Annotated in this window: 22 protein-coding genes; 11 read left to right on the top strand and 11 right to left on the bottom strand. The window is 61.2% G+C overall.

Going from position 1 to position 22,916, the window contains the following annotated elements; genetic code table 11:
• Positions 1-67 precede the first annotated feature (67 nt).
• Together ACTJKS_RS03555 and rep are read right to left on the bottom strand one after the other, a co-directional pair.
• Entirely contained in the window at positions 68-640 is a 573-nt protein-coding gene (locus tag ACTJKS_RS03555) for a xanthine phosphoribosyltransferase (protein ID WP_003229440.1), read from the bottom strand.
• A 57-nt stretch (positions 641-697) separates the two neighbouring features.
• Positions 698-2,707, bottom strand: a complete 2,010-nt coding sequence (gene rep / locus ACTJKS_RS03550) for a DNA helicase Rep (protein ID WP_262948665.1) — start codon at positions 2,705-2,707, stop codon at positions 698-700.
• 254 nt (positions 2,708-2,961) lie between these two features.
• Between rep and ACTJKS_RS03545 the strand changes: the two genes are divergently transcribed.
• Positions 2,962-4,632, top strand: a complete 1,671-nt coding sequence (locus ACTJKS_RS03545) for a putative bifunctional diguanylate cyclase/phosphodiesterase (RefSeq protein ID WP_262948663.1) — start codon at positions 2,962-2,964, stop codon at positions 4,630-4,632.
• Positions 4,633-4,702: 70 nt separating this feature from the next.
• Here ACTJKS_RS03545 and ACTJKS_RS03540 read toward each other — a convergent pair whose 3' ends face one another.
• Positions 4,703-6,097, bottom strand: coding sequence for a NorM family multidrug efflux MATE transporter (locus ACTJKS_RS03540; protein WP_262948661.1), 1,395 nt, complete (start codon positions 6,095-6,097; stop codon positions 4,703-4,705).
• A gap of 159 nt (positions 6,098-6,256) precedes the next feature.
• Here ACTJKS_RS03540 and ACTJKS_RS03535 point away from each other — a divergent pair, with 159 nt between their 5' ends.
• The 3 genes from ACTJKS_RS03535 (at position 6,257) to ACTJKS_RS03525 (ending at position 10,777) form a co-directional block, all read left to right on the top strand.
• Entirely contained in the window at positions 6,257-7,177 is a 921-nt protein-coding gene (locus ACTJKS_RS03535) for a LysR substrate-binding domain-containing protein (protein ID WP_041071969.1), read from the top strand.
• A gap of 189 nt (positions 7,178-7,366) precedes the next feature.
• A complete protein-coding gene (locus tag ACTJKS_RS03530; RefSeq protein ID WP_108184186.1) occupies positions 7,367-9,343 on the top strand; it encodes a methyl-accepting chemotaxis protein in 1,977 nt (658 codons plus the stop codon).
• Positions 9,344-9,562: 219 nt separating this feature from the next.
• Positions 9,563-10,777 carry an aldose 1-epimerase family protein gene (locus ACTJKS_RS03525; RefSeq protein ID WP_262948658.1) on the top strand — a complete coding sequence of 405 codons (1,215 nt, stop codon included), beginning with the start codon at positions 9,563-9,565 and terminating at the stop codon, positions 10,775-10,777.
• Here the strand turns inward: ACTJKS_RS03525 and ACTJKS_RS03520 are convergent.
• Positions 10,774-12,267, bottom strand: a complete 1,494-nt coding sequence (locus ACTJKS_RS03520; protein ID WP_041071975.1) for a YifB family Mg chelatase-like AAA ATPase — start codon at positions 12,265-12,267, stop codon at positions 10,774-10,776. The two genes, ACTJKS_RS03525 and ACTJKS_RS03520, sit on opposite strands and share 4 nt — an antisense overlap.
• A gap of 764 nt (positions 12,268-13,031) precedes the next feature.
• Positions 13,032-13,292, bottom strand: a complete 261-nt coding sequence (locus ACTJKS_RS03515; RefSeq protein WP_108184181.1) for an accessory factor UbiK family protein — start codon at positions 13,290-13,292, stop codon at positions 13,032-13,034.
• A 413-nt stretch (positions 13,293-13,705) separates the two neighbouring features.
• Here ACTJKS_RS03515 and glnK point away from each other — a divergent pair, with 413 nt between their 5' ends.
• The 4 genes from glnK (at position 13,706) to sutA (ending at position 16,490) form a co-directional block, all read left to right on the top strand.
• Positions 13,706-14,044, top strand: a complete 339-nt coding sequence (gene glnK / locus ACTJKS_RS03510) for a P-II family nitrogen regulator (RefSeq protein WP_002555808.1) — start codon at positions 13,706-13,708, stop codon at positions 14,042-14,044.
• A gap of 37 nt (positions 14,045-14,081) precedes the next feature.
• Positions 14,082-15,419 carry an ammonium transporter gene (locus tag ACTJKS_RS03505; RefSeq protein ID WP_041071980.1) on the top strand — a complete coding sequence of 446 codons (1,338 nt, stop codon included), beginning with the start codon at positions 14,082-14,084 and terminating at the stop codon, positions 15,417-15,419.
• A 216-nt stretch (positions 15,420-15,635) separates the two neighbouring features.
• Positions 15,636-16,061, top strand: a complete 426-nt coding sequence (locus ACTJKS_RS03500; protein WP_086792400.1) for a secondary thiamine-phosphate synthase enzyme YjbQ — start codon at positions 15,636-15,638, stop codon at positions 16,059-16,061.
• A gap of 102 nt (positions 16,062-16,163) precedes the next feature.
• A complete protein-coding gene (gene sutA, locus ACTJKS_RS03495) occupies positions 16,164-16,490 on the top strand; it encodes a transcriptional regulator SutA (protein ID WP_007951900.1) in 327 nt (108 codons plus the stop codon).
• 252 nt (positions 16,491-16,742) lie between these two features.
• Here the strand turns inward: sutA and ACTJKS_RS03490 are convergent, their stop codons facing one another.
• Genes ACTJKS_RS03490 through lptM form a run of 6 tightly spaced genes read right to left on the bottom strand, consistent with a single transcriptional unit; the run spans position 16,743 to position 21,352 of the window.
• Positions 16,743-17,450 carry an HAD family hydrolase gene (locus tag ACTJKS_RS03490; RefSeq protein ID WP_108184180.1) on the bottom strand — a complete coding sequence of 236 codons (708 nt, stop codon included), beginning with the start codon at positions 17,448-17,450 and terminating at the stop codon, positions 16,743-16,745.
• Positions 17,447-18,346: a tyrosine recombinase XerC gene (gene xerC / locus ACTJKS_RS03485; protein ID WP_003229409.1), complete on the bottom strand. Its 900-nt coding sequence runs from the start codon at positions 18,344-18,346 to the stop codon at positions 17,447-17,449. The genes ACTJKS_RS03490 and xerC overlap by 4 nt, the downstream gene beginning before the upstream one ends.
• A 2-nt stretch (positions 18,347-18,348) precedes the next feature.
• Positions 18,349-19,074: a DUF484 family protein gene (locus ACTJKS_RS03480; protein ID WP_108184179.1), complete on the bottom strand. Its 726-nt coding sequence runs from the start codon at positions 19,072-19,074 to the stop codon at positions 18,349-18,351.
• A 13-nt stretch (positions 19,075-19,087) separates the two neighbouring features.
• Positions 19,088-19,918 (bottom strand): diaminopimelate epimerase, encoded by an 831-nt coding sequence (gene dapF, locus ACTJKS_RS03475; RefSeq protein WP_041071988.1) that lies wholly within the window; start codon positions 19,916-19,918, stop codon positions 19,088-19,090.
• Positions 19,919-19,921: 3 nt separating this feature from the next.
• A complete protein-coding gene (gene lysA, locus ACTJKS_RS03470) occupies positions 19,922-21,169 on the bottom strand; it encodes a diaminopimelate decarboxylase (protein ID WP_086792394.1) in 1,248 nt (415 codons plus the stop codon).
• A 9-nt stretch (positions 21,170-21,178) separates the two neighbouring features.
• Positions 21,179-21,352 carry an LPS translocon maturation chaperone LptM gene (gene lptM, locus ACTJKS_RS03465; RefSeq protein WP_007911098.1) on the bottom strand — a complete coding sequence of 58 codons (174 nt, stop codon included), beginning with the start codon at positions 21,350-21,352 and terminating at the stop codon, positions 21,179-21,181.
• 329 nt (positions 21,353-21,681) lie between these two features.
• Between lptM and cyaY the strand changes: the two genes are divergently transcribed.
• From cyaY to rnk, 3 genes are all read left to right on the top strand, one after another.
• Positions 21,682-22,008: an iron donor protein CyaY gene (gene cyaY, locus ACTJKS_RS03460; protein WP_041071991.1), complete on the top strand. Its 327-nt coding sequence runs from the start codon at positions 21,682-21,684 to the stop codon at positions 22,006-22,008.
• Positions 22,009-22,010: 2 nt separating this feature from the next.
• The gene (locus ACTJKS_RS03455) at positions 22,011-22,226 is read left to right on the top strand and encodes a DUF1289 domain-containing protein (RefSeq protein ID WP_108184178.1); all 216 of its coding nucleotides are present in this window, start codon (positions 22,011-22,013) and stop codon (positions 22,224-22,226) included.
• A gap of 269 nt (positions 22,227-22,495) precedes the next feature.
• A complete protein-coding gene (gene rnk / locus ACTJKS_RS03450; RefSeq protein WP_041071993.1) occupies positions 22,496-22,915 on the top strand; it encodes a nucleoside diphosphate kinase regulator in 420 nt (139 codons plus the stop codon).
• Position 22,916 lies beyond the last annotated feature (1 nt).

Below are 22,916 nucleotides of genomic sequence, written 5' to 3'. Positions count from 1 at the left end.
GGATAGGTCGCCATCGCTGGCAAGCCAGCTCCCACAGGAATTGCGGTGTACTTGCGTCTTTCAGCCGTTATTCGATGAAGGTCACGACGCCATCCTTCAGCGACTTCACGCGAGCCAGCGATTCAACGCGATAGCCCTGCGAGTCCAACTCGGCACGCCCACCCTGGAATGACTTCTCGATCACGATGCCCAGACCGGCAACCGTGGCGCCAGCCTGTTTGATGATCGAGATCAGCGCCTGCGAAGCCTTACCGTTGGCCAGGAAGTCGTCGATGATCAGCACGCGATCGCTGCTGGTCAGGTGACGCGGCGAGATGGCCACGGTGCTTTCGGTCTTCTTGGTGAACGAGTAAACGGTCGCCGACAGCAGGTTTTCGGTCAGGGTCAGGGACTGTTGCTTGCGGGCGAAGATCACCGGCACGCCGAGGTTCAGACCGGTCATGATCGCCGGGGCAATGCCCGAGGCTTCGATGGTGACGATCTTGGTGATGCCCGAATCCTTGAACAGCGTGGCGAATTCGTCGCCGATCAGCTTCATCAGGGCCGGGTCGATCTGGTGGTTCAGGAAGGCGTCGACCTTCAGGACCTGGTCGGAAAGCACGATGCCTTGTTCGCGGATTTTCTGGTGCAATGCTTCCATGAAGCTGTCCTCATTTGGCGCTTTGTGCGCCGAAGGTCTAGTAAAAAGTGGTCAATTCTAGCGCTTTAACATCGCGCGTATATCAGCCAGTGCGCTGTTGCCCCGCACGGCTTTGACTTCGGTCGGTGTGTCGTCGTTGCCTTCCCACGCCAGATCGTCCGGCGGCAGTTCATCGAGGAAGCGGCTGGGCGCGCAATCGATGATCTCGCCGTACTGTTTGCGTTTGGCAGCGAAGGTGAAGGCCAGGGTCTGACGCGCGCGGGTGATGCCCACGTAGGCCAGGCGGCGCTCCTCTTCGATGGTGTCGGCTTCGATGCTGGAGCGGTGCGGGAGGATTTCCTCTTCCATGCCCATGATGAACACGTAAGGGAATTCCAGGCCCTTGGACGCATGCAGGGTCATCATTTGCACGCCTTCGGCGCCGTCCTCTTCTTCCTGCTGACGTTCGAGCATGTCGCGCAGGACCAGTTTGCCGATGGCGTCTTCGATGGTCATCTCGCCGTCTTCGTCTTTTTCCAGAGTGTTCTTCAAGGCCTCGATCAGGAACCAGACGTTGCTCATCCGGTAGTCCGCAGCCTTGTCGCTGGAGCTGTTGGTGCGCAGCCAGTTCTCGTAGTCGATGTCCATGACCATGCTGCGCAGGGCCGAGATCGGGTCTTCGCCGGCGCACTGTTCACGGACCTTGTCCATGAAGCGCTTGAAGCGCGACAGGCGATCGGTGAAGCGGCTGTCCAGATGCTCGCCCAGACCGATTTCGTCGGTGGCGGCGTACATCGAGATCTTGCGTTCGGTGGCGTAGTTGCCGAGTTTTTCCAGCGTCGTGGAGCCGATTTCCCGGCGCGGCACGTTGATCACCCGCAGGAAGGCGTTGTCGTCATCCGGGTTCACGATCAGGCGGAAGTAGGCCATCAGGTCCTTCACTTCCTGACGCCCGAAGAAACTGTTGCCGCCGCTCAGGCGATACGGCACCTGGTGGTGCTGCAACTTCAGTTCGATCAGCTTGGCCTGGTAGTTGCCGCGATAGAGAATCGCGAAATCGCTGTACGGGCGGTCGGTACGCAAGTGCAGGCTGAGGATTTCCATGGCCACGCGCTCGGCTTCGGCGTCCTCGTTGCGGCAGCGGATCACGCGGATCTCGTCGCCGTGGCCCATCTCACTCCACAGCTGCTTTTCGAATTCGTGCGGGTTGTTCGAGATCAGCACGTTGGCGCAGCGCAGGATGCGGCTGGTGGAGCGGTAGTTCTGCTCCAGCATCACCACTTTCAGCGACGGATAGTCGTCCTTGAGCAGCATCAGGTTTTCCGGCCGCGCGCCGCGCCAGGCGTAGATCGACTGGTCGTCGTCGCCCACCACGGTGAACTGGTTGCGCTTGCCGATCAGCATCTTCACCAGCAGGTACTGGCTGGCGTTGGTGTCCTGGTATTCGTCGACCAGCAGGTAACGCACCTTGTTCTGCCACTTTTCGAGAATATCGGCGTGCTCTTCGAAGAGCTTTACCGGCAGCAGGATCAGGTCATCGAAGTCCACCGCGTTGAACGCCTTGAGCGTGCGCTGGTAGTGGGTGTAAACGATGGCAGCGGTCTGTTCCTTGGGATTGCGCGCGTTTTCCAGCGCCTGGGCCGGCAGGATCAGGTCGTTTTTCCAGGCGCCGATCATGTTCTTGATCTCGTCGACGCCGTCGTCGCCTGCGTATTCCTTCTGCATGATGTCGGTCATCAGGGCTTTGACGTCGGTCTCGTCGAAGATCGAGAAACCGGGTTTGTAGCCCAGCCGCGCATGCTCCTTGCGGATGATGTTCAGGCCCAGGTTGTGGAAGGTGCAGACCGTCAGGCCGCGACCTTCACCGGCGCGCAGCAGGGTGCCAACCCGCTCCTTCATCTCGCGCGCAGCCTTGTTGGTAAAGGTCATGGCGACGATGTACTGGGCGCGGATGCCGCAGTTCTGGATCAGGTGCGCGATCTTGCGCGTGATCACGCTGGTCTTGCCGGAGCCAGCGCCGGCGAGCACCAATAGAGGGCCGCCGACGTAGTTCACGGCTTCTTGCTGCCGGGGATTGAGTCGGGACATACGAAAATTCGGGAGTCGTTGACGAAATGGGCCGGTATTTTAACAGGCTCAGCGATTTGTGCTGCTCTCTCCGACTTGTGACGCACCACGCGATTCAAATTTGCCGGTTTTGTTACTTTCGCGGAGGATACACGGTGATTTTGCGGCTAATGTTCTCATTCGTGACACAAAATAACGTTCTGATAATCGTTGTCATTGAACATCGCAACGGCATAATGCCCCGCCCACATCATTGCAGAGTCTAGGGAGCTAGCTTGTCTACGCCTGTCGAACCCTTGCGTTTGCTGCTACTGGCCGAAGAGCCAGCGTGGACAGCGTTATTGCGCGAGTGTCTGGCTCCGATGGGGAGCGCGGCGGTGCTGATCTGCGCGCCGAGCTGGGAGTCGGTCAGCAGTCTGTTCGAAGACAATCGCCATGCGGTGTTATTGACCGTTCCCGCGTTGCAGCCGGCCCCGGGCCGTTGCAGCCTGCCGACGGTGTTGCTGCTGGAGCACGAACCCGCCACCGCGCCGGTGGGTGTCAGTGACTGGCTGGTGTTCGACGCGCTTGACGCCGGCATGCTGCGTCGTTGTTTGCGCCATGTGCGTGAGCGCGGCGTGCTGGAAAACACCCTGCAACGCCTCGCCGAACAGGATCCGCTGACCGGCATCGCCAACCGCCAGGGCTTCCAGACCCTGCTCGCGGCGCGCCTGGCGGAAAACGACGGTCGCGGTCTGGCCCTGGGGCATCTGGATCTCGACAACTTCCGTCACGCCAACGACGCCCTCGGCCATCAGGCCGGCGACCGGCTGATCCTGCAGGTCGTTGCGCGGCTGAAAAGTCAGCTCGAGGCCGGTGATCAACTGGCCCGCCTGGGCAGCGATGAGTTTGCCCTGCTGATCGACACCCGCCGTGCGCCACAACGCGCCGAGTGGATGGCCGAACGCATCACTGAAGCCTTGTCCGAACCGTATTGGGTCGATGGCGAAAGCCTGTTGATCGGCTCCAGCCTCGGCATCGCCCACGCCCGCGCACAAGGTGGCGCCGATCCGCTGATGTGGCACGCGCACATTGCCATGCAGCAGGCCAAGAGCACCCAGGGTTGCACCTTCCATATCTTCAACGAACGCATCAATCGCAACGCGCGGAGCATGGCCGACCTCGAAAGCGAACTGCGCCGGGCCTTGCGTCGTGATGAGCTGGAGTTGCACTACCAGCCACGCCTGAATCTGGCGGACGGGCAAATCGTCGGCCTTGAAGCGCTGGTGCGCTGGCGTCATGGCGAGCGTGGTCTGCTGCCGCCGAGCGAATTCGTGCCGCTCGCTGAACAAAGCGGTTTGATCGTGCCGCTGGGTTACTGGGTGATTTCCCGCGCCCTGCGTGACATGCAGGCGCTGCGCGAGCGCGGGCTGCCTGCGCTGCACATGGCAATCAACCTGTCGTTCCGCCAGTTTCAGGACAGTCAGTTGCTGCCGACGCTCAGTCGGCTGATTGCCGAGCGTGGGGTCGAGGCGCAGTGGCTGGAATTCGAACTCACCGAAACCGCCGTGATGCGCCGCAGCGATCTGGTCAAACAGACCATGGACGCCCTCGGCCGTCTCGGCGTGCGTTTCTCGCTGGATGACTTCGGCACCGGGTTCTCGTCGTTCGTGCACCTCAACAGCCTGCCGATCACCTTGCTGAAGATCGACAAGAGCTTCGTCGGCGGCATGGAACAGCGCGAAGAGAACCGCAAACTGGTGCACGCGATGATCAACCTCGCGCACAACCTGCATCTGGAAGTGGTGGCCGAAGGGGTTGAAACACCGGAACAGCTGGAGTTGTTGCGCGGCTTTGGCTGCGACCAGGTGCAGGGGTATCTGATCAGCCGGCCGTTGCCGTTGGCGGAGTTGGTTGAGTACCTGACGTTTGGCTCAAGCCAGCAGGTTTCTGTGGAGGCCGTTTAAAAGATCGCAGCCTGCGGCAGCTCCTACACAATTCCCTGTAGGAGCTGCCGAAGGCTGCGATCTTTTGATCCTAATCTGCGCGAACGGCCTCAAACCTCTGTGACACAGGCTCCAGCCGGATCATCCGCTTCATCTTCCATTCAAACGCCAGCGTCAGGCTCACCGCCGCACACGCCAGACCCAGCGCCAGACCCCACCAGACGCCCGTCGGCCCCCAATGCAGGTGGAACGCCATCCACCACGCCGCTGGCGCGCCGATCAGCCAATAACAGCCGAGGCCGACCAGAAACGTGGTTTTTGCGTCCTTGAGTCCACGGATACAGCCCATGGCAATCGTCTGCGTACCGTCAAATAGTTCAAACCATGCCGCCACCGCCAGCAAGCTCACTGCCAGGCGAATGACTTCGGCAAACGCCGGGTCGTGGTGATCGAGGAACAACCCGACCAGTTGATTCGGCAACAGCCAGAACACCATGGCGAAACCGAGCATTACCACTGCACCGAAGACGATCCCGACCCGGCCGGACAGGCGTGCATCGCTCAATTGCCCGGCGCCGTAGTGCTGGCCGACGCGCATGGTGATCGCGTAGGACATCCCCGCCGGCACCATGAACGCTACCGAAACGATCTGCAGGGCAATCTGGTGTGCGCCCAGTTGCGTGCTGCCCATGGTACCCATGCACAGCGCGGCGAAGGCGAACAAACCGACCTCCACGGCATAGGTGCCGCCAATCGGCAGGCCGAGTCGCCACAGTTCTTTCAGATACTGACGATTTGGCCGCGACAGGCCGGCGCGCAACGGGTAAGCGTCGTAGGCCGGGTGCCGGCGGATGTGCCAGGCCAGCGCGAGCGCCATGCAGTTGGCAACGATTGCCGTGACCAGGCCGATGCCGGTCAGCCCCAGTTTCGGCAGGCCGAACATCCCGGTGATCAATGCGTAATTGAGCAGGAAGTTGGCCACGGTGCCGCCGAGGCTGATGACCATCACCGGCGTCGCCCGCCCAATCGCACTGGTAAAGCCGCGCAGGGCCATGAAGCTCAGATAGCCGGGCAGGGCAAAGGGCAGAGCGATCAAAAATTGTCCAGCGGCGTTGACGTTGGTTTCGGTCTGGCCGAACAGCAGCAACACCGGTTTCAGATTCCACAACAGCAACCCGGCGCCGAGCGCCATCAGCCACGCCAGCCACAGCCCGGCCTGAGTCAGGCGGGCCGCACCGATGATGTCACCGGCGCCCTGACGGATCGCCACCAGGGTGCCGACCGCCGCGATCACGCCGATGCAGAAAATCGACACGAACGAATAACTTGCCGCGCCCAGTCCGCCACCGGCCAGCGCCTCGGGACTCAGGCGCGCCATCATCAGCGTGTCGGTCAGCACCATCAGCATGTGCGCCAACTGTGAAGCAATCAACGGCCCCGCCAGCCGCAGGATGGCCCAGAGTTCGGTACGCACAGGATGCTGCATGGTCATCACCACCCATCAATCAAAGGGAACAAGAGACCGTCGATTCTCGGCGCTTGGAAAGGTTTGCACAAAAGGATAAAAAGGATGGGTGGCATGATTAAAACTCATCATGAGTAAACCTCGCCGGGGTGGCCGGATGCCGCCAAAGGAGCTTTGTGTATGTCCCGTCGTCTTCCACCCTTGTATGCCCTGCGCGCATTCGAAGCGGCGGCGCGGCACAGCTCGTTCACCCGGGCGGCCGAGGAGTTGTCGATCACCCAGAGTGCCGTCAGCCGGCACATCAAGACGCTGGAAGAGCATTTCGCCTGCAAGCTGTTTCACCGCAGCGGACGCAACCTGCAACTGACGGAATCGGCGCGGATGTTGTTGCCCGGCATTCGCGAGGGCTTTGCAGCCCTTGAACGCGCCTGCAACACCTTGCGCGCCGAGGACGACATCCTGCGCATGAAAGCGCCATCGACCCTGACCATGCGCTGGCTGCTGGCGCGACTCAGTCGTTTCCGCCACCTGCAACCGGGCAACGAAGTGCAACTGACCAGTGCGTGGATGGACGTGGATTCGGTGGATTTCAACAATGAGCCATTCGATTGCGCGGTACTGCTCAGTGACGGGCACTTCCCGCCGGACTGGGAGGCCAGCCTGCTGTTTCCCGAAGAACTGATCCCGGTCGGCGCGCCAAACCTGCTGAACGATCAACCCTGGGACGTGGCGCGGCTGGCCTCCACCGAGTTGCTGCACCCGACCCCGGACCGGCGTGACTGGCGCAGTTGGCTGGAGCACATGGGGCTGTCCGATCAGGTCTCGCTCAAGGGCGGGCAGGTGTTCGATACCCTCGAACTGGGCATGATCGCTGCCGCCCGAGGCTATGGGGTGTCGATGGGGGATCTGCTGATGGTCGCCGAGGATGTGGCGCAGGGCCGCTTGAGCCTGCCGTGGCCGACTGCCGTCGCCAGTGGCCTGAATTACTACCTGGTGTGGCCGAAAACCCGTCCGGGAGGTGAACGTTTGCGCCGCCTCAGTGATTTTCTGCAAGGCGAAGTGCGCGCCATGTCGCTGCCGCAGGTCAAGCGCTTGAGCTGAAACGTTAGAGCCGCCACAATGCCGGCCTTGCGCCATAACCCCGCTATTTACTCAAGTATTCGGTTTGACCGCCGAAAATGAGCATGTGGGACCGTCGTGCCGGTCTCCACGATTCCACCCCCATTATTAGAATTTTCCGAGCAGGTGCTGCGATCAAGGAGGATCCGGTGGCTCGGCCAGGAGCTGTTCATGTCTCAACCTCGCGCTCGGATCGCTTCGCAGCTGGGCCTCGCGCTCGCTGTGATACTGGCGATCGTCATCAGCGGCAGTACGGTATTCGCCCTGCGTTCGCTGGATTCCGCCAATCTCGCCACCCGTGAGGAACACCTCGCCAGTGAGGCGCGGCTGCTGGCTGACCAGTTGAGCACCTTCCACGGCACGCTGCGCGAGAGCACGCAGCGCCTGAGCGGGTTGTTCGAGAAGCGCTTCAGCGCGGGCCTGAGCATTCATCCGGATGAACCGGTGAACGTCGCCGGCACCCAGACCCCGGGCCTGCACTTGGGCAGTGAAGTGCTGAACAACAACTTCAAGGAAGTCGACGAGTTCAAGCAGATGACCGCTGGTGTCGCCACGCTGTTCGTGCGCAGCGGCGAAGATTTCGTGCGCGTCAGCACCTCGCTGACCAAACAGGACGGCACGCGCGCCATCGGCACTTTGCTCGATCATGCGCACCCCGCCTATGCCAGGTTGATGGCGGGGCAGGGCTACGTCGGCCGTGCCTTGTTGTTCGATCGTTCCTACATGACCCAATACACCCCGGTGCGCGACGGCAGCGGCAAGGTGATTGCGGTGTTGTTCGTTGGTTTTGACTACACCGATGCGCAGAACGCCCAGTTTGCCAATCTCAAGCGTTTCCGCATCGGCCAGACTGGTTCGTTGGCGCTGCTGGATGAGCAGAATAAATGGCTGGTGGCGCCGGCCGGCGTGCAAGCGCTGGATCAGGCCGTTCCGGTGATCAAGGGGCTGGCGGCGAAACCGGGCAAGGGTGAGTTCTGGAGCGACACCTCTGAAGACTTTTACAGCATTGCTGTTCCGTTCGAGGGCGGGCCGTGGTCGGTGGTGGCGAGCATGCCGAAAACCGAGATCCGCGCGGTGACCTGGAGCGTCGGTACGCAACTGGCTATCGGCAGTCTGTTGGCGATGTTGTTGGCGGTCGGTTCGGTGGTCTGGCTGCTGCGCAGCAAACTGGCGCCATTGAGCGATCTGGTACGTCAGGCCGAAGCCTTGGGCGCCGGTGATCTGAGCGTGCGCCTGAACGTATCGAGCAATGACGAGATCGGCCAGCTGTCCCGCGCGTTCAACCAGATGAGCCAGGCGCTGTCGACCATGGTCGAGCACATCCGCCGCGCTTCGCAAGAGGTCAACAGCCGCGCCCAGGCGCTGTCCGGTTTGTCCGGTGGTGCGTATGAAGGCATGGAACAGCAGTCCGGCGAAATCACCAGCATGGCCGGCGCGGTGGAAGAGTTCAGCGCCACTTCGCTGAACATTGCCGACAACATGGGCGCGACTCAGCGTCTGGCGCAGGAAAATGCCCAGCAAACGCAGATCGGTCGCAGCTCGATGGAAGAAGCCTCGTCCTCGCTGGAGCAAATCGCTGGCGCGCTGAACACCACGGCGTCCGTGATCAACACGCTGGGTCAGCGCTCTCAGGAGATTGGCGGTATCGTCAGTGTGATCACTTCGATTGCCGAACAGACCAACCTGCTGGCGCTCAACGCGGCGATTGAAGCGGCGCGGGCCGGTGAACAGGGCCGTGGTTTTGCTGTGGTGGCCGATGAAGTGCGTAACCTGGCGTCGCGCACCCGTCAGGCGACCGATGAAATTTCCGGGATGATCCACAGCATCCAGCAGGAAACCGGCAACGCCATCAGCACCATGGAGCAGGGCAATGTGCTGATGCAGGAAGGCCTGTCGCGCAACGCCAATGTGGCGTCGGCGCTGGCGCGGATCGATGAACAGAGCCGTTCGGCAGGGCAGCAGTTTGCGGCGATTACCACGGCGACGCAGGAGCAGAGCAGCACGGCGACGTTGCTCAGCAGCAATCTGCAGAGTATTGCGCTGGCCAACAGCGAGCAGCGTGAGGTTGTGTCGAACCTGGCTGTTACGGCTAAAGAGCTGGAGAAACTGGCGGCGGACTTGCGTTCCGAGGTTGATCGCTTTCGTTGATACAGCCTTGATATAGCTTTCGCGAGCAAGCTCGTTCCCACAGTTTCCGGCGTGAATCACAGATTCTGTGAACACCCGAGATCCCTGTGGGAGCGAGCTTGCTCGCGAATGGATCCCCGCCAATTCTTGGGAAATCACACGATCGCAAGCTCCATTGCACTTGCTGAAACGTTTCCGCAGCGCTATAAAAATGGCACAACTCCAATAAAGGCTGCTGCCATGACCCTGCTCAAACTCGCCGTTGCCCTCGGCGCACTCTCTGCTGCTTCCCACGCCATGGCTTGGGATTACGTACTCCTCGATACCAACAAGCCCGCGCAAAACTGGACGATCACCAGTGAGCAGCTCGGCGTGAAAACCGGCAAACCTTTCTCCATAAGCCTGCGCACCCTGCACGCTGGGCGACAGGAAGGTGTCAGCATCGTCGATATCGATAACGGCACGATGAAACTCTCGGTGGTGCCAACCCGTGGCATGAATGTCCTGCAGGCCTCCGTCGGCAATGTACGCATGGGTTGGGATTCGCCGGTCAAGGACGTGGTCAACCCGGCCTTCATCGAACTCAATGGGCGCGGTGGTCTGGGCTGGCTGGAAGGCTTCAATGAACTGGTGACCCGCTGCGGTTACGAATGGGTCGGCCATCCCGGTATGGACAATGGCGAGTTGCTGACCCTGCACGGCCGCGCTGCCAATATCCCGGCCAGCAGCGTCACGCTGCACATCGATGAAAAACCACCCTATGCCATCAGCCTGCGCGGCGAACTCAAAGAGCAGGCGTTCAAGAAAGTCGACTTTTCGGTGATGACGGAGCTTGTCACTGAGCCCGGCAGCACCCGTTTTGCCCTTAACGATACGCTGACCAACAACGGCGATTATCCAAAGGAATACCAGGCGCTGTATCACAGTAACTTCAGTACACCGTTCCTTGAGCAGGGCGCGCGGTTTGCGGCGCCGGTGAAACAGGTCTCGCCGTTCAACGACAAGGCCAAAGCCGAGTTGGCGGACTGGCAGACTTATCGCGGTCCAACCAAGGACTACGACGAAACCGTCTATAACGTCGTGCCCTACGCCGACGCCAAAGGCGAAACCCTGACTGTTTTGCACAACAAGGCTGGCAGCCTCGGTGTCTCCGTTGGCTTCAATACACAACAGCTGCCAGTGTTTTCCCTGTGGAAAAATACCGACACCCAAGGGCAGGGCTATGTCACGGGCCTTGAGCCAGGCACCAGCTTTTCCTACAACCGCCGCTATCAGCGTCCGCTGAATCTGGTGCCGACCATTGCGCCAAAGGCCAGCCAACAGTTTCAGATCAGCTACAGCCTGCTGGCAGACAAAGGCGCTGTGGATAACGCGCTGAAGCGCGTGAGCGAAATCCAGGCCGGGCGTGAAACCGAAGTACGGCAGGCGCCGCTGGTGGATTTGACCGAGCATTAAGGCGTTGCCGGGCGGTATTGCAGCGCCTCGGCCAAGTGCTCACGCTTGATCGCATCCACTTGCTCAAGGTCCGCCAGTGTGCGAGCGACCTTGAGCAAGCGATGTGCCGAACGCAGTGAGAGTGTCAGCCGTTCACAGGCTGACTCGAGCCATTTCTCATCGGCTGTGGATAACTGGCAGTGCCGCTTGAGCGCCGGTAGATCAAGAAAGGCGTTGGCACAACGCTGGCGCTTTTGCTGGCGTTCTCGTGCCTCGGCCACCACGGCTGCCGCACTGGCACTGTCCTCGCCCGGTTTGACCAATGGATTCAACGCCGTTGCCTCCCGCGCCACCGTCAGGTGCAGATCGATCCGATCCAGCAACGGCCCCGAGAGCTTGTTACGGTAGCGCTGCACCATGTCTGGTGTGCACGAGCACTTGCCGCTCGGCTCGCCCAGATATCCACAGGGGCAGGGGTTCATCGCTGCTACCAGCTGGAAACGCGCGGGGAATCGCACGCGATCCTTGGCTCTGGCGATCACGATATATCCGGATTCCAGAGGTTCGCGCAGTACCTCCAACACCTTGCGATCAAATTCCGGAAGCTCGTCGAGAAACAGCACGCCGTGGTGAGCGAGGGTGATTTCGCCAGGTTGTGGTTTCGAGCTGCCACCGACCAGCGCCGGCCCCGATGCAGAATGGTGCGGTTGACGGAATGGACGCTGCGGCCAATGAGTCAGCGGCACACCGCTGGCGACCGATTGAATCGCCGCCACTTCCAGCGCTTCGGATTCGGACAGGGGCGGCAGCAGGCCTGGCAAGCGACTCGCCAACAATGTTTTGCCAGTGCCCGGCGGCCCGCTGAACAGCAGGTTGTGCGCGCCTGCCGCCGCAATCAGCAGCGCCCGTTTGGCGGCCATCTGTCCTTGCACTTCGTTGAGGTCGGGATAAGGTTTCGCCGCGTGGATCAGCCCGTCCGAGACATATGGCTCGACCGGCGTATGCCCGTTGAAATGCGCCACGGCTTCCAGCAGATGATCCACCGCAAACACTTTCAGGCCCGAAGCCAGACAGGCCTCCTCGGCATTCGCCCGCGGCACCACCAGGGCCCGCCCGGCCTTGCGCGCCGCCAGCGCCGCTGGCAACACCCCGCGCACCGGCCGCACCGCGCCGGACAGCGCCAGTTCACCGAGGCATTCCACCTCATCCAGCGTGAGACACGGCACCTGCACACTTGCCGACAGAATCCCCAAGGCAATCGCCAGATCAAACCGCCCGCCGTCCTTGGGCAAATCCGCCGGCGCCAGATTCAGGGTGATCCGCCGCGCCGGAAACTGCAGCCCGGAATTGATAATCGCGCTGCGCACCCGATCCTTGCTCTCCTTCACCGCCGCCTCGGGCAGGCCGACCATGGTCAGCGACGGCAGGCCGTTGGCCAGATGGACTTCGACGGTAACGGCAGGTGCATCCACGCCTATCTGGGCGCGACTGTGGACGATGGACAGGGACATGGTCGTTCCTTGAGCTGAATCGGGGGCCGCTTCCTGCGGGTTTTTGAAGGGTAGTCGGGGAGAGGGGAGCTGGCGGGCGCGAACTTTCACTGGATGTTGCGGGAGGAGGTCAACCAGTTTCGAGGCGAAAAAAAACCGCCTTGAGTAGACGGTTTTCAGTTTGCAGGCATCGGTGAGGCCAAGGCCTGCGTATCCTTTGCGGACACACTCACGTGCGCTCAGGTTATGCATGTTTGCTCATTGGCGCAAGTATCAGATGGACTTGAAAGGGGGGGCAACGGTCCTGTTACTGGCGCATCCTAACGACTTGATACAAGTTGTTTAAGTCGCTTTCTAAGGTCTGTCATAAAGTCCGCAATGACGATGCCCACTCATGAGGTATTCGCGAAGTGTGGCCGGGGGCGCAAAGACTTCATGTTCCTCGACACGGTGTGAGACCCGTGCCGGTGTTGTATTCGGGGAACCCACACCCGGTCGCCTTGGCGGACACACTCACGTGTAGTCCCGAAGGTGTTCGTACGCCGGAAAGTGCATCGGAGGTTTGGCCCCACGCAAGGAGGGCCAAAGTATGTCTAAGTTTCTTAAACATATGTGGCGCCTCGTCAGAATCGCGTTATGGGCTTTTCGCCTGTACGAGTTTCTGCGAGACCGTTGGAATAATTCGTTGTAGAGGATTGATCTGACGGAAACCGCTCCTGCCTCGGCGGGGGCGGTTTAATGTCTACTCGCAAACTTGAAGGCGTCTCGGCCCAGGGGCTGCAGTCTTACTCGGCCGGCGGCGTCAGCCTGGCTTCCAGTTCTGCGACTTTGGCTTCAAGGCTTTCAAGGCGGGCGCGAGTTCGAGCCAGTACGAGCATCTGGCTATCGAATTCTTCACGGCTCACCAGATCCAGTTTGCTGAAAGCACTTTGCAGCAGCATCTTGAGCTGGCTTTCGATTTCGGCTTTTGGCAGCGGGGTGTCGCCGCTGAACAGGCGGGAGGCAGTGCCGCTCAGGGCGTCGAGGAAGTCTTTGGGCGCGAGCATGGAATGTGTCCTGTAAACAGTGGCGCGCATTGTATCACGCAGTGTCTATAGTCATTGACGCAGGCACGGATGCACGCTTTTCGCGCAGGCGGACGGACGGCAGCGCACCGTTGTTGTGCGTAACCGTCGGGGCTTTTTTGCGCGGGCGCCTGTGGCAGCGGCCAAGGGCTTGAAATCAGAGGAATTTGGCGAGATGGCAAGCTTTCTGCTTAGTCGGTAGTGACCCATGCACTGATGCAGTCGCTGTGACGAATGCAGTGCGGCAGGCGGAGCGGGGAGTTTCGCCGGCAGCGGTTAGCTGGCGTCAGTCGGGCAGGCAAGGCCGACGATGCGTTACAAAGCCAGGCACTGCGCTTAGACTTGAGTCGGGTTTGTTTTCCTGGGGCAAGTCCACCAATTCGGGAGAGAGTTTCATGAAGCTAGTCACTGCCATCATCAAGCCGTTCAAGTTGGACGACGTGCGCGAGTCGCTGTCCGAAATCGGCGTGCAGGGCATTACCGTTACTGAAGTTAAAGGCTTCGGCCGGCAGAAGGGTCACACCGAGCTGTATCGCGGCGCGGAATATGTGGTCGATTTTCTGCCCAAGGTGAAAATCGACGTGGCCATCGACGACAAGGATCTGGATCGGGTTATCGAGGCGATAACCAAGGCGGCCAACACCGGCAAGATCGGTGACGGCAAGATCTTCGTGGTCAATCTGGAACAGGCGATCCGCATCCGTACCGGCGAAACCGATACCGACGCGATCTAAACGCCGCCACAAACCCAACGCCCCAGGAGAAAACAATATGACTCTGCGTAAATTCGCAGGGCTAGGCGCCCTGTTGTCCATCGTAATGCCCGGCCTGGCCATGGCGGCAGATCCGGTGGCGCCTCCAGTCCTCAATTCCGGCGATACCGCCTGGATGCTGACCTCCACAGCCCTCGTGCTGTTCATGACCATTCCCGGCCTCGCGCTGTTCTACGGCGGCATGGTTCGCTCCAAAAACATTCTTTCGGTGATGATGCAGTGCTTCGCCATTACCGGTCTGATCAGCGTCCTGTGGGTCATTTATGGCTACAGCATCGCGTTTGACACTACCGGTATGGAGCAAGGCGTCGTCAACTTCAATTCCTTCGTCGGCGGCATGGGCAAGGCCTTTCTGGCCGGTGTCACTCCGGCGAGCCTGACCGGCCCGGCGGCGCTGTTCCCTGAGGCGGTGTTTGTCACCTTCCAGATGACCTTCGCGATCATCACCCCGGCGCTGATCGTCGGTGCGTTCGCCGAGCGGATGAAATTCTCGGCGATGCTGATTTTCATGGGCGTGTGGTTCACCCTCGTCTATGCACCGATTGCACACATGGTCTGGTCCGGTAACGGCGGCCTGTTGTGGGACTGGGGCGTACTCGACTTCGCGGGCGGCACCGTGGTGCACATCAACGCGGGTATCGCCGGCCTGGTAGCGTGCCTGGTACTGGGCAAGCGCAAAGGTTTCCCGACCACCCCGATGGCGCCGCACAACCTCGGTTACACACTGATGGGTGCAGCGATGCTGTGGGTCGGCTGGTTCGGTTTCAACGCCGGTTCCGCCGCTGCTGCCAACGGTACTGCCGGTATGGCGATGCTGGTCACTCAGATTGCAACCGCAGCTGCCGCACTGGGCTGGATGTTTGCCGAGTGGATCACCCACGGCAAGCCAAGTGCACTGGGCATCGCCTCGGGTGTGGTTGCCGGTTTGGTTGCAATCACTCCGGCGGCTGGCACCGTGGGCCCGATGGGCGCACTGGTGATTGGTCTGGCGGCGGGTGTGGTGTGTTTCTTCTGCGCCACCACCCTGAAACGCAAGCTTGGTTATGACGACTCCCTGGACGCATTCGGCGTGCACGGTATCGGCGGTATCCTCGGTGCGATCCTGACCGGTGTATTCGCTGCACCGTCGCTGGGCGGCTTCGGCACCGTGACCGACATCGCGGCGCAAGTGTGGATTCAGTGCAAAGGCGTCGGCTTCACAGTGATCTACACCGCGATTGTCACCTTCATCATCCTCAAGGTGCTGGACGCCGTGATGGGGCTGCGGGTGACCGAGGAAGAAGAATCGGTTGGCCTGGACCTGGCACAACACAACGAACGCGGCTACAACCTGTAAGTACGCGCATCGAAAAAACTTGCCCGGCTTGCCGGGCATTTTTTTGTCCGGGATTTGTCATTGAGAGAGCAGCTGAAAGGATTTTTCGTACGGCTTTCGTCGTGTTTACGATGGGCATTTTTCTGCGGCCAATGGCTTACATCATTGCAGGAATATTAGGGCCTTTGTTTTTTCCCAGAGCGCGCTAGAATGCGCCCCGAACGTGCGGAGAACTGTATGTGGCAACAGACTCTGATAACCCTGCGGGCACGGCCCCGGGGCTTTCATCTGGTAACGGACGAGTTACTCGCCGGCCTGCCTGAACTCAAGGCGTGCCGGGTCGGTCTGTTGCATTTGTGGCTGCAGCATACCTCGGCGTCGTTGACCATCAACGAGAACGCCGATCCGGCGGTCCGTCGCGACTTCGAACGATTTTTCAATCGTCTGATCCCACAAGGAACAGACGGCTATGAGCATAACGACGAAGGCCTGGACGACCTCCCGGCGCACTTCAAGGCCAGCGTGCTTGGCTGCCAGATCAGTCTGCCGGTATCGGCTGGGCGTCTGGCTCTGGGAACCTGGCAAGGCGTTTATCTGGGCGAGCACCGTGATCATGGCGGTGCCCGTAAAGTCCTCGCCACCTTGCACGGTGACGGGGCGTAAACCGCTGGTCACCAGCGGTTACCGATTTTTTTCCGGCGACTTTCGACAGTCGCCAAAGCTGGTCTATAACTAATCTGCTTTTCGCAAGTCATGAGGTAGAACATGAGCGACGATGATCTGGAAAACGACGACCTCGAAGTAGGCGACGAAGACGAGGCCGAGGACGGTCTGGAAGCAGCAGCGGAAGACGTTGCTGAAGACGATGGCGGTGACGATACGCCGGCCCCGGCTGCCAAGGGCAAAGCCAAGGCTGCGGTGTCGGTAGACGAGTTGCCGAGCATCGAAGCCAAGAACAAGGAGCGCGACGCCCTGGCCAAGGCCATGGAAGAATTCCTTGCGCGCGGCGGCAAGGTGCAGGAAGTGGAGGCCAACGTGGTCGCCGATCCGCCCAAGAAGCCGGACAACAAGTACGGCAGCCGCCCTATCTGAGGCGTGCCACTTGCTTGCTGAAAAAGCCCGCCGTCGCTGCGGGCTTTTTCATGCCTCGAACAAATACTCCAGACGCGCCGCGATCCCTTGCAGGGGTGAGCCTTGTGGCGAGGGGATTTATCCCCGATGGGTCGCGAAGCGGCCCCTAATGCAGCACGCCCCACAGTCCTGACACACCGTGCAAGATGACTTCACGGCTGCTGCGCAACCGATCGGGGATAAATCCCCTCACCACAAAAAAGTGGTTGTGTGTCAGCAGGCGGTGGCATTCCAGCGGGCGAGCACTGCTGGCAGATCCGTGAGGTTACGGATTTCAGCATCCGGCTGACGCTCCGCTTCCCAGACCTTGCCCGCCGGGTTGAACCAGATCGCGCGCATGCCCGCCTGCTGCGCCCCGGCAATGTCGTCGCCCGGATGATCGCCAATGTGCACGGCCGCTTCCGCACTCACACCACCACGCTGCAACGCCTCGTGAAACAGCCGCGCATCCGGCTTGGCAATACCGATGTCTTCGGCGCACAACGCAAACTTGAAGTAATCGGCGAGCCCGAGGCGGCGCACGTCAGCGTTGCCATTAGTGACCACGCCGAGGGCGTAGTGGTTGGCGAGGATTTCCAGGGTGGGTTCGACCTCGGGAAATACCGTGATCTGGTGCCGTGCCTGCAGGAACACTTCAAAACTTTTGTCGGCCAGATCCGAAGCTTCGCCGTGGGCGTACCCGGCGTCTTCCAGTGCGTGGAACAGCACCCGCCGGCGCAGCGCGCTGATGCGGTGCTTGAGGCCCGGTTCGCGGGTCAGCACCCGTTCGCGAATCGCCCACAGATGCTCCACCGGCACCGCGCCCAGGTTCGGTGCGTGTTCGCTCAGCCATTCGCGCAATACCGCTTCGGCGCTGACGATCACCGGCGCGGTGTCCCACAAAGTGTCGTCGAGGTCGAAGGTGATCAACTGGATGTTCATGAATCGTCGCCTTTGCTGCGTTTGGCCCGTGGGTGGGCGCTGTCGTAGACCGCCGCCAGGTGCTGGAAGTCCAGGTGGGTGTAGATCTGCGTGGTCTTGATGTCCGAGTGGCCGAGCAGTTCCTGCACCGCGCGCAAATCCTGCGAGGACTCCAGCAAGTGGCTGGCGAAAGAGTGCCGCAGCATGTGCGGGTGCAGGTTCTGCCCCAGTTCGCGTTCGCCGGCCAGTTTCACTCGTACCTGAATCGCCCGTGGACCGAGGCGCCGGCCTTGCTGGCTGACGAACACGGCGTCGTCGGCCGGGTTGGTCATGGCCCGCAGCGGCAGCCACTGCTCCAGTGCTTCGCGAGCCTTTTTGCCGACCGGCAGCAGGCGGGTCTTGCTGCCCTTGCCGAGCACCTGAACCATGCCGTCGGCCAGATCCAGCTGATCGAGGTTGAGCCCGGTCAGCTCGGACAGGCGAAGGCCCGAGGAATAGAAGAGTTCGAGAATCGCCTGATCGCGCCGCGCCAGAAAATCATCCTCGACGGCACCTTCCAGCAGTTGCAAAGCACGGTCGGTGTCGAGTGTTTTCGGCAGGCGCCGTTCGCCTTTCGGCGGCGCCAGGCCGGTCGCCGGGTCGTGGTCGCACAGACCTTCGCGATTGAGGTAGTGATAGAGGCCGCGCACTGCCGAGAGCAGACGGGCAAGGCTGCGCGAGGATTGTCCCTGAGCATGCAGCCGGGCAATCAGGCTGCGCAGACGCTGAATATCCAGCGCCGCCCAGCTGCCGATGTTCTGCTTGAGGCACCAGCCGAGGACTTTATCGAGGTCGCGGCGGTAGGCCGACAGGGTGTGCGGCGACACCTGTCGCTCACTGCGCAGGTGTTCGCAGTAAGCGTCCAGTTGTCGTTCCATGCTCAGCGTACCGAGCGCAGTGAGCTGTTGACCCGTGGCAGCACGCGGCCCATGACTTCGGCGATGTAGCTGAGAAACAGCGTGCCGACCGAGCTTTTGTAGTGCTGCGGATCACGGCTGGCGATCGCCAGAATGCCGTGGATGCCTTGATGGCTGACGGCAACCACGGCGGTGGAGCCGATCTGCTTGCGCTGTTCTTCGCCGAACAGGAAGTCCAGCTCATGCTCACGCAGGCTGCCGCTGACGCTTTTGCCTTCGGTGAGCAGGCCGCCGATGGCGGTTTGCGCGTCGGCGTGGGTCACCCAGCGGCCAACCGGTGCCGGATTGTCGCCGAGCAGGATCAGGCTGACAAAGGGCACCTGGAAATCCTGACGCAGACTGTCTTCGACACTGATCACCACGTCTTCGAGGCTGGCGGCGTCCATCAGCGACAGGATCAGGCGGCGGGTCTTGTCGAACAGTCGGTCGTTGTCGCGTGCGACGTCCATCAAATGCGAGAGGCGATGACGCATCTCGATGTTGCGGTCGCGCAAAATGCTCATCTGCCGTTCGACCAGCGATACGGTGTCACCGCGCTGGTGGGGAATGCGCAGGGCGGGCAGCAGTTCTTCGTGCTCGACGAAGAAGTCCGGATGAGCCTCCAGGTATGCGGCAACCGCTGCCGCCTCCAGGCTCTCGGACGCTGATTCGTCGGACTGTCGGGCGGGTACCTGAGGCTTATCGGTCATGGCTTCTGCTCACTCAAAGACGCACTTGTCCTTCGTATACACGCACTGCCGGGCCGGTCATCAGCACCGGATGGCCGGGGCCTGCCCATTCAATGGACAGACGCCCGCCGGGCAGGTCGATCAACAGCGGCGAATCCATCCACCCCTGGCTGATAGCCGCGACAGCCGCGGCGCAAGCGCCGGTGCCGCAGGCTTGGGTCTCCCCGGCGCCGCGTTCCCAGACGCGCAATTGCGCGCGGTGGCGGTCGATGACCTGGATGAAACCGACGTTGACCCGCGCCGGAAAGCGCGGATGGTGTTCGATTTTCGGTCCCAGTTCATGCACCGGTGCGGTATTGATGTCCTGCACGCGCAGCACCGCATGGGGGTTACCCATCGACACGGCGGCCAGTTCGACCGTGGTGCCGTCGACTTCCAGCTGATAGCTGGACGCCTGCGCCGGTGCGTCGAACGGAATGTCCGCCGGGACCAGGCGTGGTGCGCCCATGTTCACGCCGATCTGGCCGTCGTTACGCACGTCCAGCTCGATGATGCCGCCCTTGGTCTCGACGCGAATCTGCCGTTTGGCGGTCAGGCGTTTGTCGAGCACGAAGCGCGCGAAGCAGCGCGCACCGTTGCCGCACTGTTCCACTTCCGAGCCATCGGAGTTGAAGATCCGGTAACGGAAATCCACGTCCGGGTTGCTCGGCGCTTCGACAATCAGCAACTGGTCGAAACCGATACCGGTGTGCCGGTCGCCCCATTGCTTGGCGTGCTTGGGCTGAATATGCGCGTGCTGGCTGACCAGGTCGAGAACCATGAAGTCATTGCCCAGGCCGTGCATTTTGGTAAAACGCAGCAGCATGGGTTACTCCGGCAGCAGGCTTTCGCCGGCAAACAGCTCAGCCACGGTTTCGCGGCGGCGCACTTCAAAAACCTGATCACCGTCTACCAGCACTTCAGCGGCACGGCCGCGGGTGTTGTAGTTGGAACTCATCACGAAGCCATAGGCACCGGCCGAATGCACGGCCAGCAGGTCACCTTCTTCCAGCGCCAGCTCACGATCCTTGGCGAGGAAATCGCCGGTTTCGCAGATCGGGCCAACCACGTCGTACTGGCGCGCGGCGCTGTCACGCGGCTTGACGGCGGTGACGTCCATCCAGGCCTGATACAGCGCCGGGCGGATCAGATCGTTCATCGCCGCGTCGACGATGGCGAAATCCTTGTGTTCGGTGTGCTTGAGGTATTCGACCTGGGTCAGCAGCACGCCGGCGTTGGCGACGATAAAGCGGCCCGGCTCGAACACCAGTGCCAGGTCACGACCGTTCAGACGCTCACGCACAGCCTTGATGTAATCGCCGGCCAGTGGCGGCTCTTCATCGCGATAACGCACGCCCAGGCCACCGCCGAGATCGATGTGGCGCAGATGAATGCCGCAATCGCCGAGGCGGTCGACCAGGTCCAGCAGACGGTCGAGAGCGTCGAGGAACGGCGGCAAGGTGGTCAGTTGCGAGCCGATGTGGCAATCGACACCGATCACTTCCAGGTTCGGCAGATGTGCGGCACGCACGTACACGTCTTCGGCGTCGGCAATGGCGATGCCGAACTTGTTCTCTTTGAGACCGGTGGAAATGTACGGATGGGTGCCGGCATCGACGTCCGGGTTGACGCGCAACGAGATCGGCGCGCGAACGCCCAGCTCGGCGGCCACCACTTGCAGGCGCTCCAGTTCGTCGGTGGATTCGACGTTGAAGCAGTGCACGCCGACTTCCAGCGCGCGACGCATGTCGTCACGGGTCTTGCCGACACCGGAGAAGACGATCTTGTCGGCGCTGCCGCCAGCGGCCAGCACACGCTCCAGTTCGCCACGGGAAACGATGTCGAAACCGGCGCCGAGACGGGCCAGGACATTCAGCACGCCGAGGTTGGAGTTAGCCTTTACGGCGTAGCAGACCAGGTGCGGCATGCCCGCCAAGGCATCGGCGTAGGCCAGATACTGGGCTTCGATGTGCGCACGCGAGTAGACATAGGTGGGCGTGCCGAAGCGGTCGGCGATGGCGGACAGCGCCACACCTTCCGCGAACAGCTCCCCGCCACGGTAGTTAAAAGCGTCCATGGCGATCCCTTATTGGTAAACGTCGTGCTTGTGTGCTTTGGACGGCTGCTTTTGCGAAGACTGGGCTTGCTCGGCCGGGTCCTGATCGTCATCCGGCAGGTACAGCGGGCCTTTTTGACCACAGGCCGAAACGAGGCAGGCAACCGCGACGAGCGCAGCAAGGGAAGAGATCAGGCGCTTCATGGCGAAATCCTTGAAAATGCGTTAATTGCGCCGGAGTATACCGGCCACCCGGCAGCTTGCCTATGCGAGGGGGTTCCCGTCCGGCGGGGCTCTCTGGATACACCTGGAGCCTTGTGGGAGCGAGCCTGCTCGCGAAGAGGCCGGCACATCCGATATGTTTGCTGGCTGACACACCGCTTTCGTCGGATCGCCGCCCGGAGCCGGCTCGCTCCCATAGGCGCCAGTGCTGGATGGGAAACGGTGCTTGGTCGTTAATCTTTGCAATCGGCCGGCAGCGCCCGTATCTTGCGGCGCTTGAGCCTGACCCGACATTTTTTGAGGTTGCCACAATGAGTTTGTCCGAAGCGCGTTTCCACGATCTGGTCGATGCCACCCAGCAGGCGTTGGAAGAGTTGCTGGAGGATCATGCCGACGATATCGAGATCACGGCCGGCATGATGACCATCAAGTTCGACAACGGCAGCCAGCTGATCATCAGCCGCCAGGAGCCGCTGCGTCAGCTGTGGCTGGCGGCGCGTTCCGGTGGTTTCCATTTCGACTACGACGAAGAGTCGGGCAAATGGAGCTGCGAGAAGTCTGAAGAACTGCTCGGTGAAGTCCTGGCTCGTTGCGTTCAGGACCAGACCGGCCTTGAGCTGGATTTCGAAGAGATCTGATCGTGACCGAGGTTGCCCCGCGCCCACCCAAGCCGCTCTACAGCAACGTCAGCCCAGCGGTGCCGTCACCGTGCACTGGCGTTTGCCGGCTGGATGAGCAGAAGGTTTGCCTTGGCTGCTTCCGCCATGTCGAGGATATTCGCGAATGGCGCTCGGCCGATGATGAGCGGCGGCGGGTGATCGTCAGCCAAGCCCGACAACGCCGAATTCAGGCCTGACTCGATCCTGTAGCGAGGGGATTTATCCCCGATGGGTTGCGCAGCGGCCCCAGCCTTTTGAGACTGCTGCGCAGTCTATCGGGGATAAATCCCCTCACCACAAAGTTTCCTCAGGGCTGAGTGGGGCTGTCGGGTGGGTGGCTTGTATATTTTTTGAGCTGTGATAGTGTCCGAACACGCCTCAACCCATCGAGGCCTGGTGAAAACCCCGTCTTTTTTGGCGGGGTTTTGCTTTTTTTGTGTGCAGAAGAAAGGAGTCTGCCCGAATCATGACCGCACCTTCCATCACCCTTACCCGTCTGGACGTACAACGTCTGGAGCGCCTGATCGACAACCTGAACGAGAAAGACCAGGCTGCGCCGGGCGTGATCGCGCTGCAAACCGAACTGGACCGCGCCGATACACTGGTCGGCCACGATGAAGTGCCCGCTGATGTCGTGACGATGAATTCCCGCGTGCACTGCCGCGAAGAAGGCAGCGGCAAGGATTATCACCTGACGCTGGTCTACCCCAAGGATGCCAACGCCGACGAAGGCAAGATCTCGATCCTCGCGCCGGTCGGCAGCGCGCTGCTGGGCCTGAAGGTCGGTCAGCACATCGACTGGCCCGCGCCGGGTGGCAAGACCCTGAAACTGACCTTGCTGGAAGTCGAGTCACAACCAGCCAACGGCGGTGATTTCCGCGAGTGAC

The sequence above is a fragment of the Pseudomonas sp. 22189 genome (genome assembly GCF_052045635.1).
Lineage (GTDB): Bacteria > Pseudomonadota > Gammaproteobacteria > Pseudomonadales > Pseudomonadaceae > Aquipseudomonas > Aquipseudomonas parakoreensis.
This window is presented reverse-complemented; position numbering and strand designations above follow the sequence as displayed.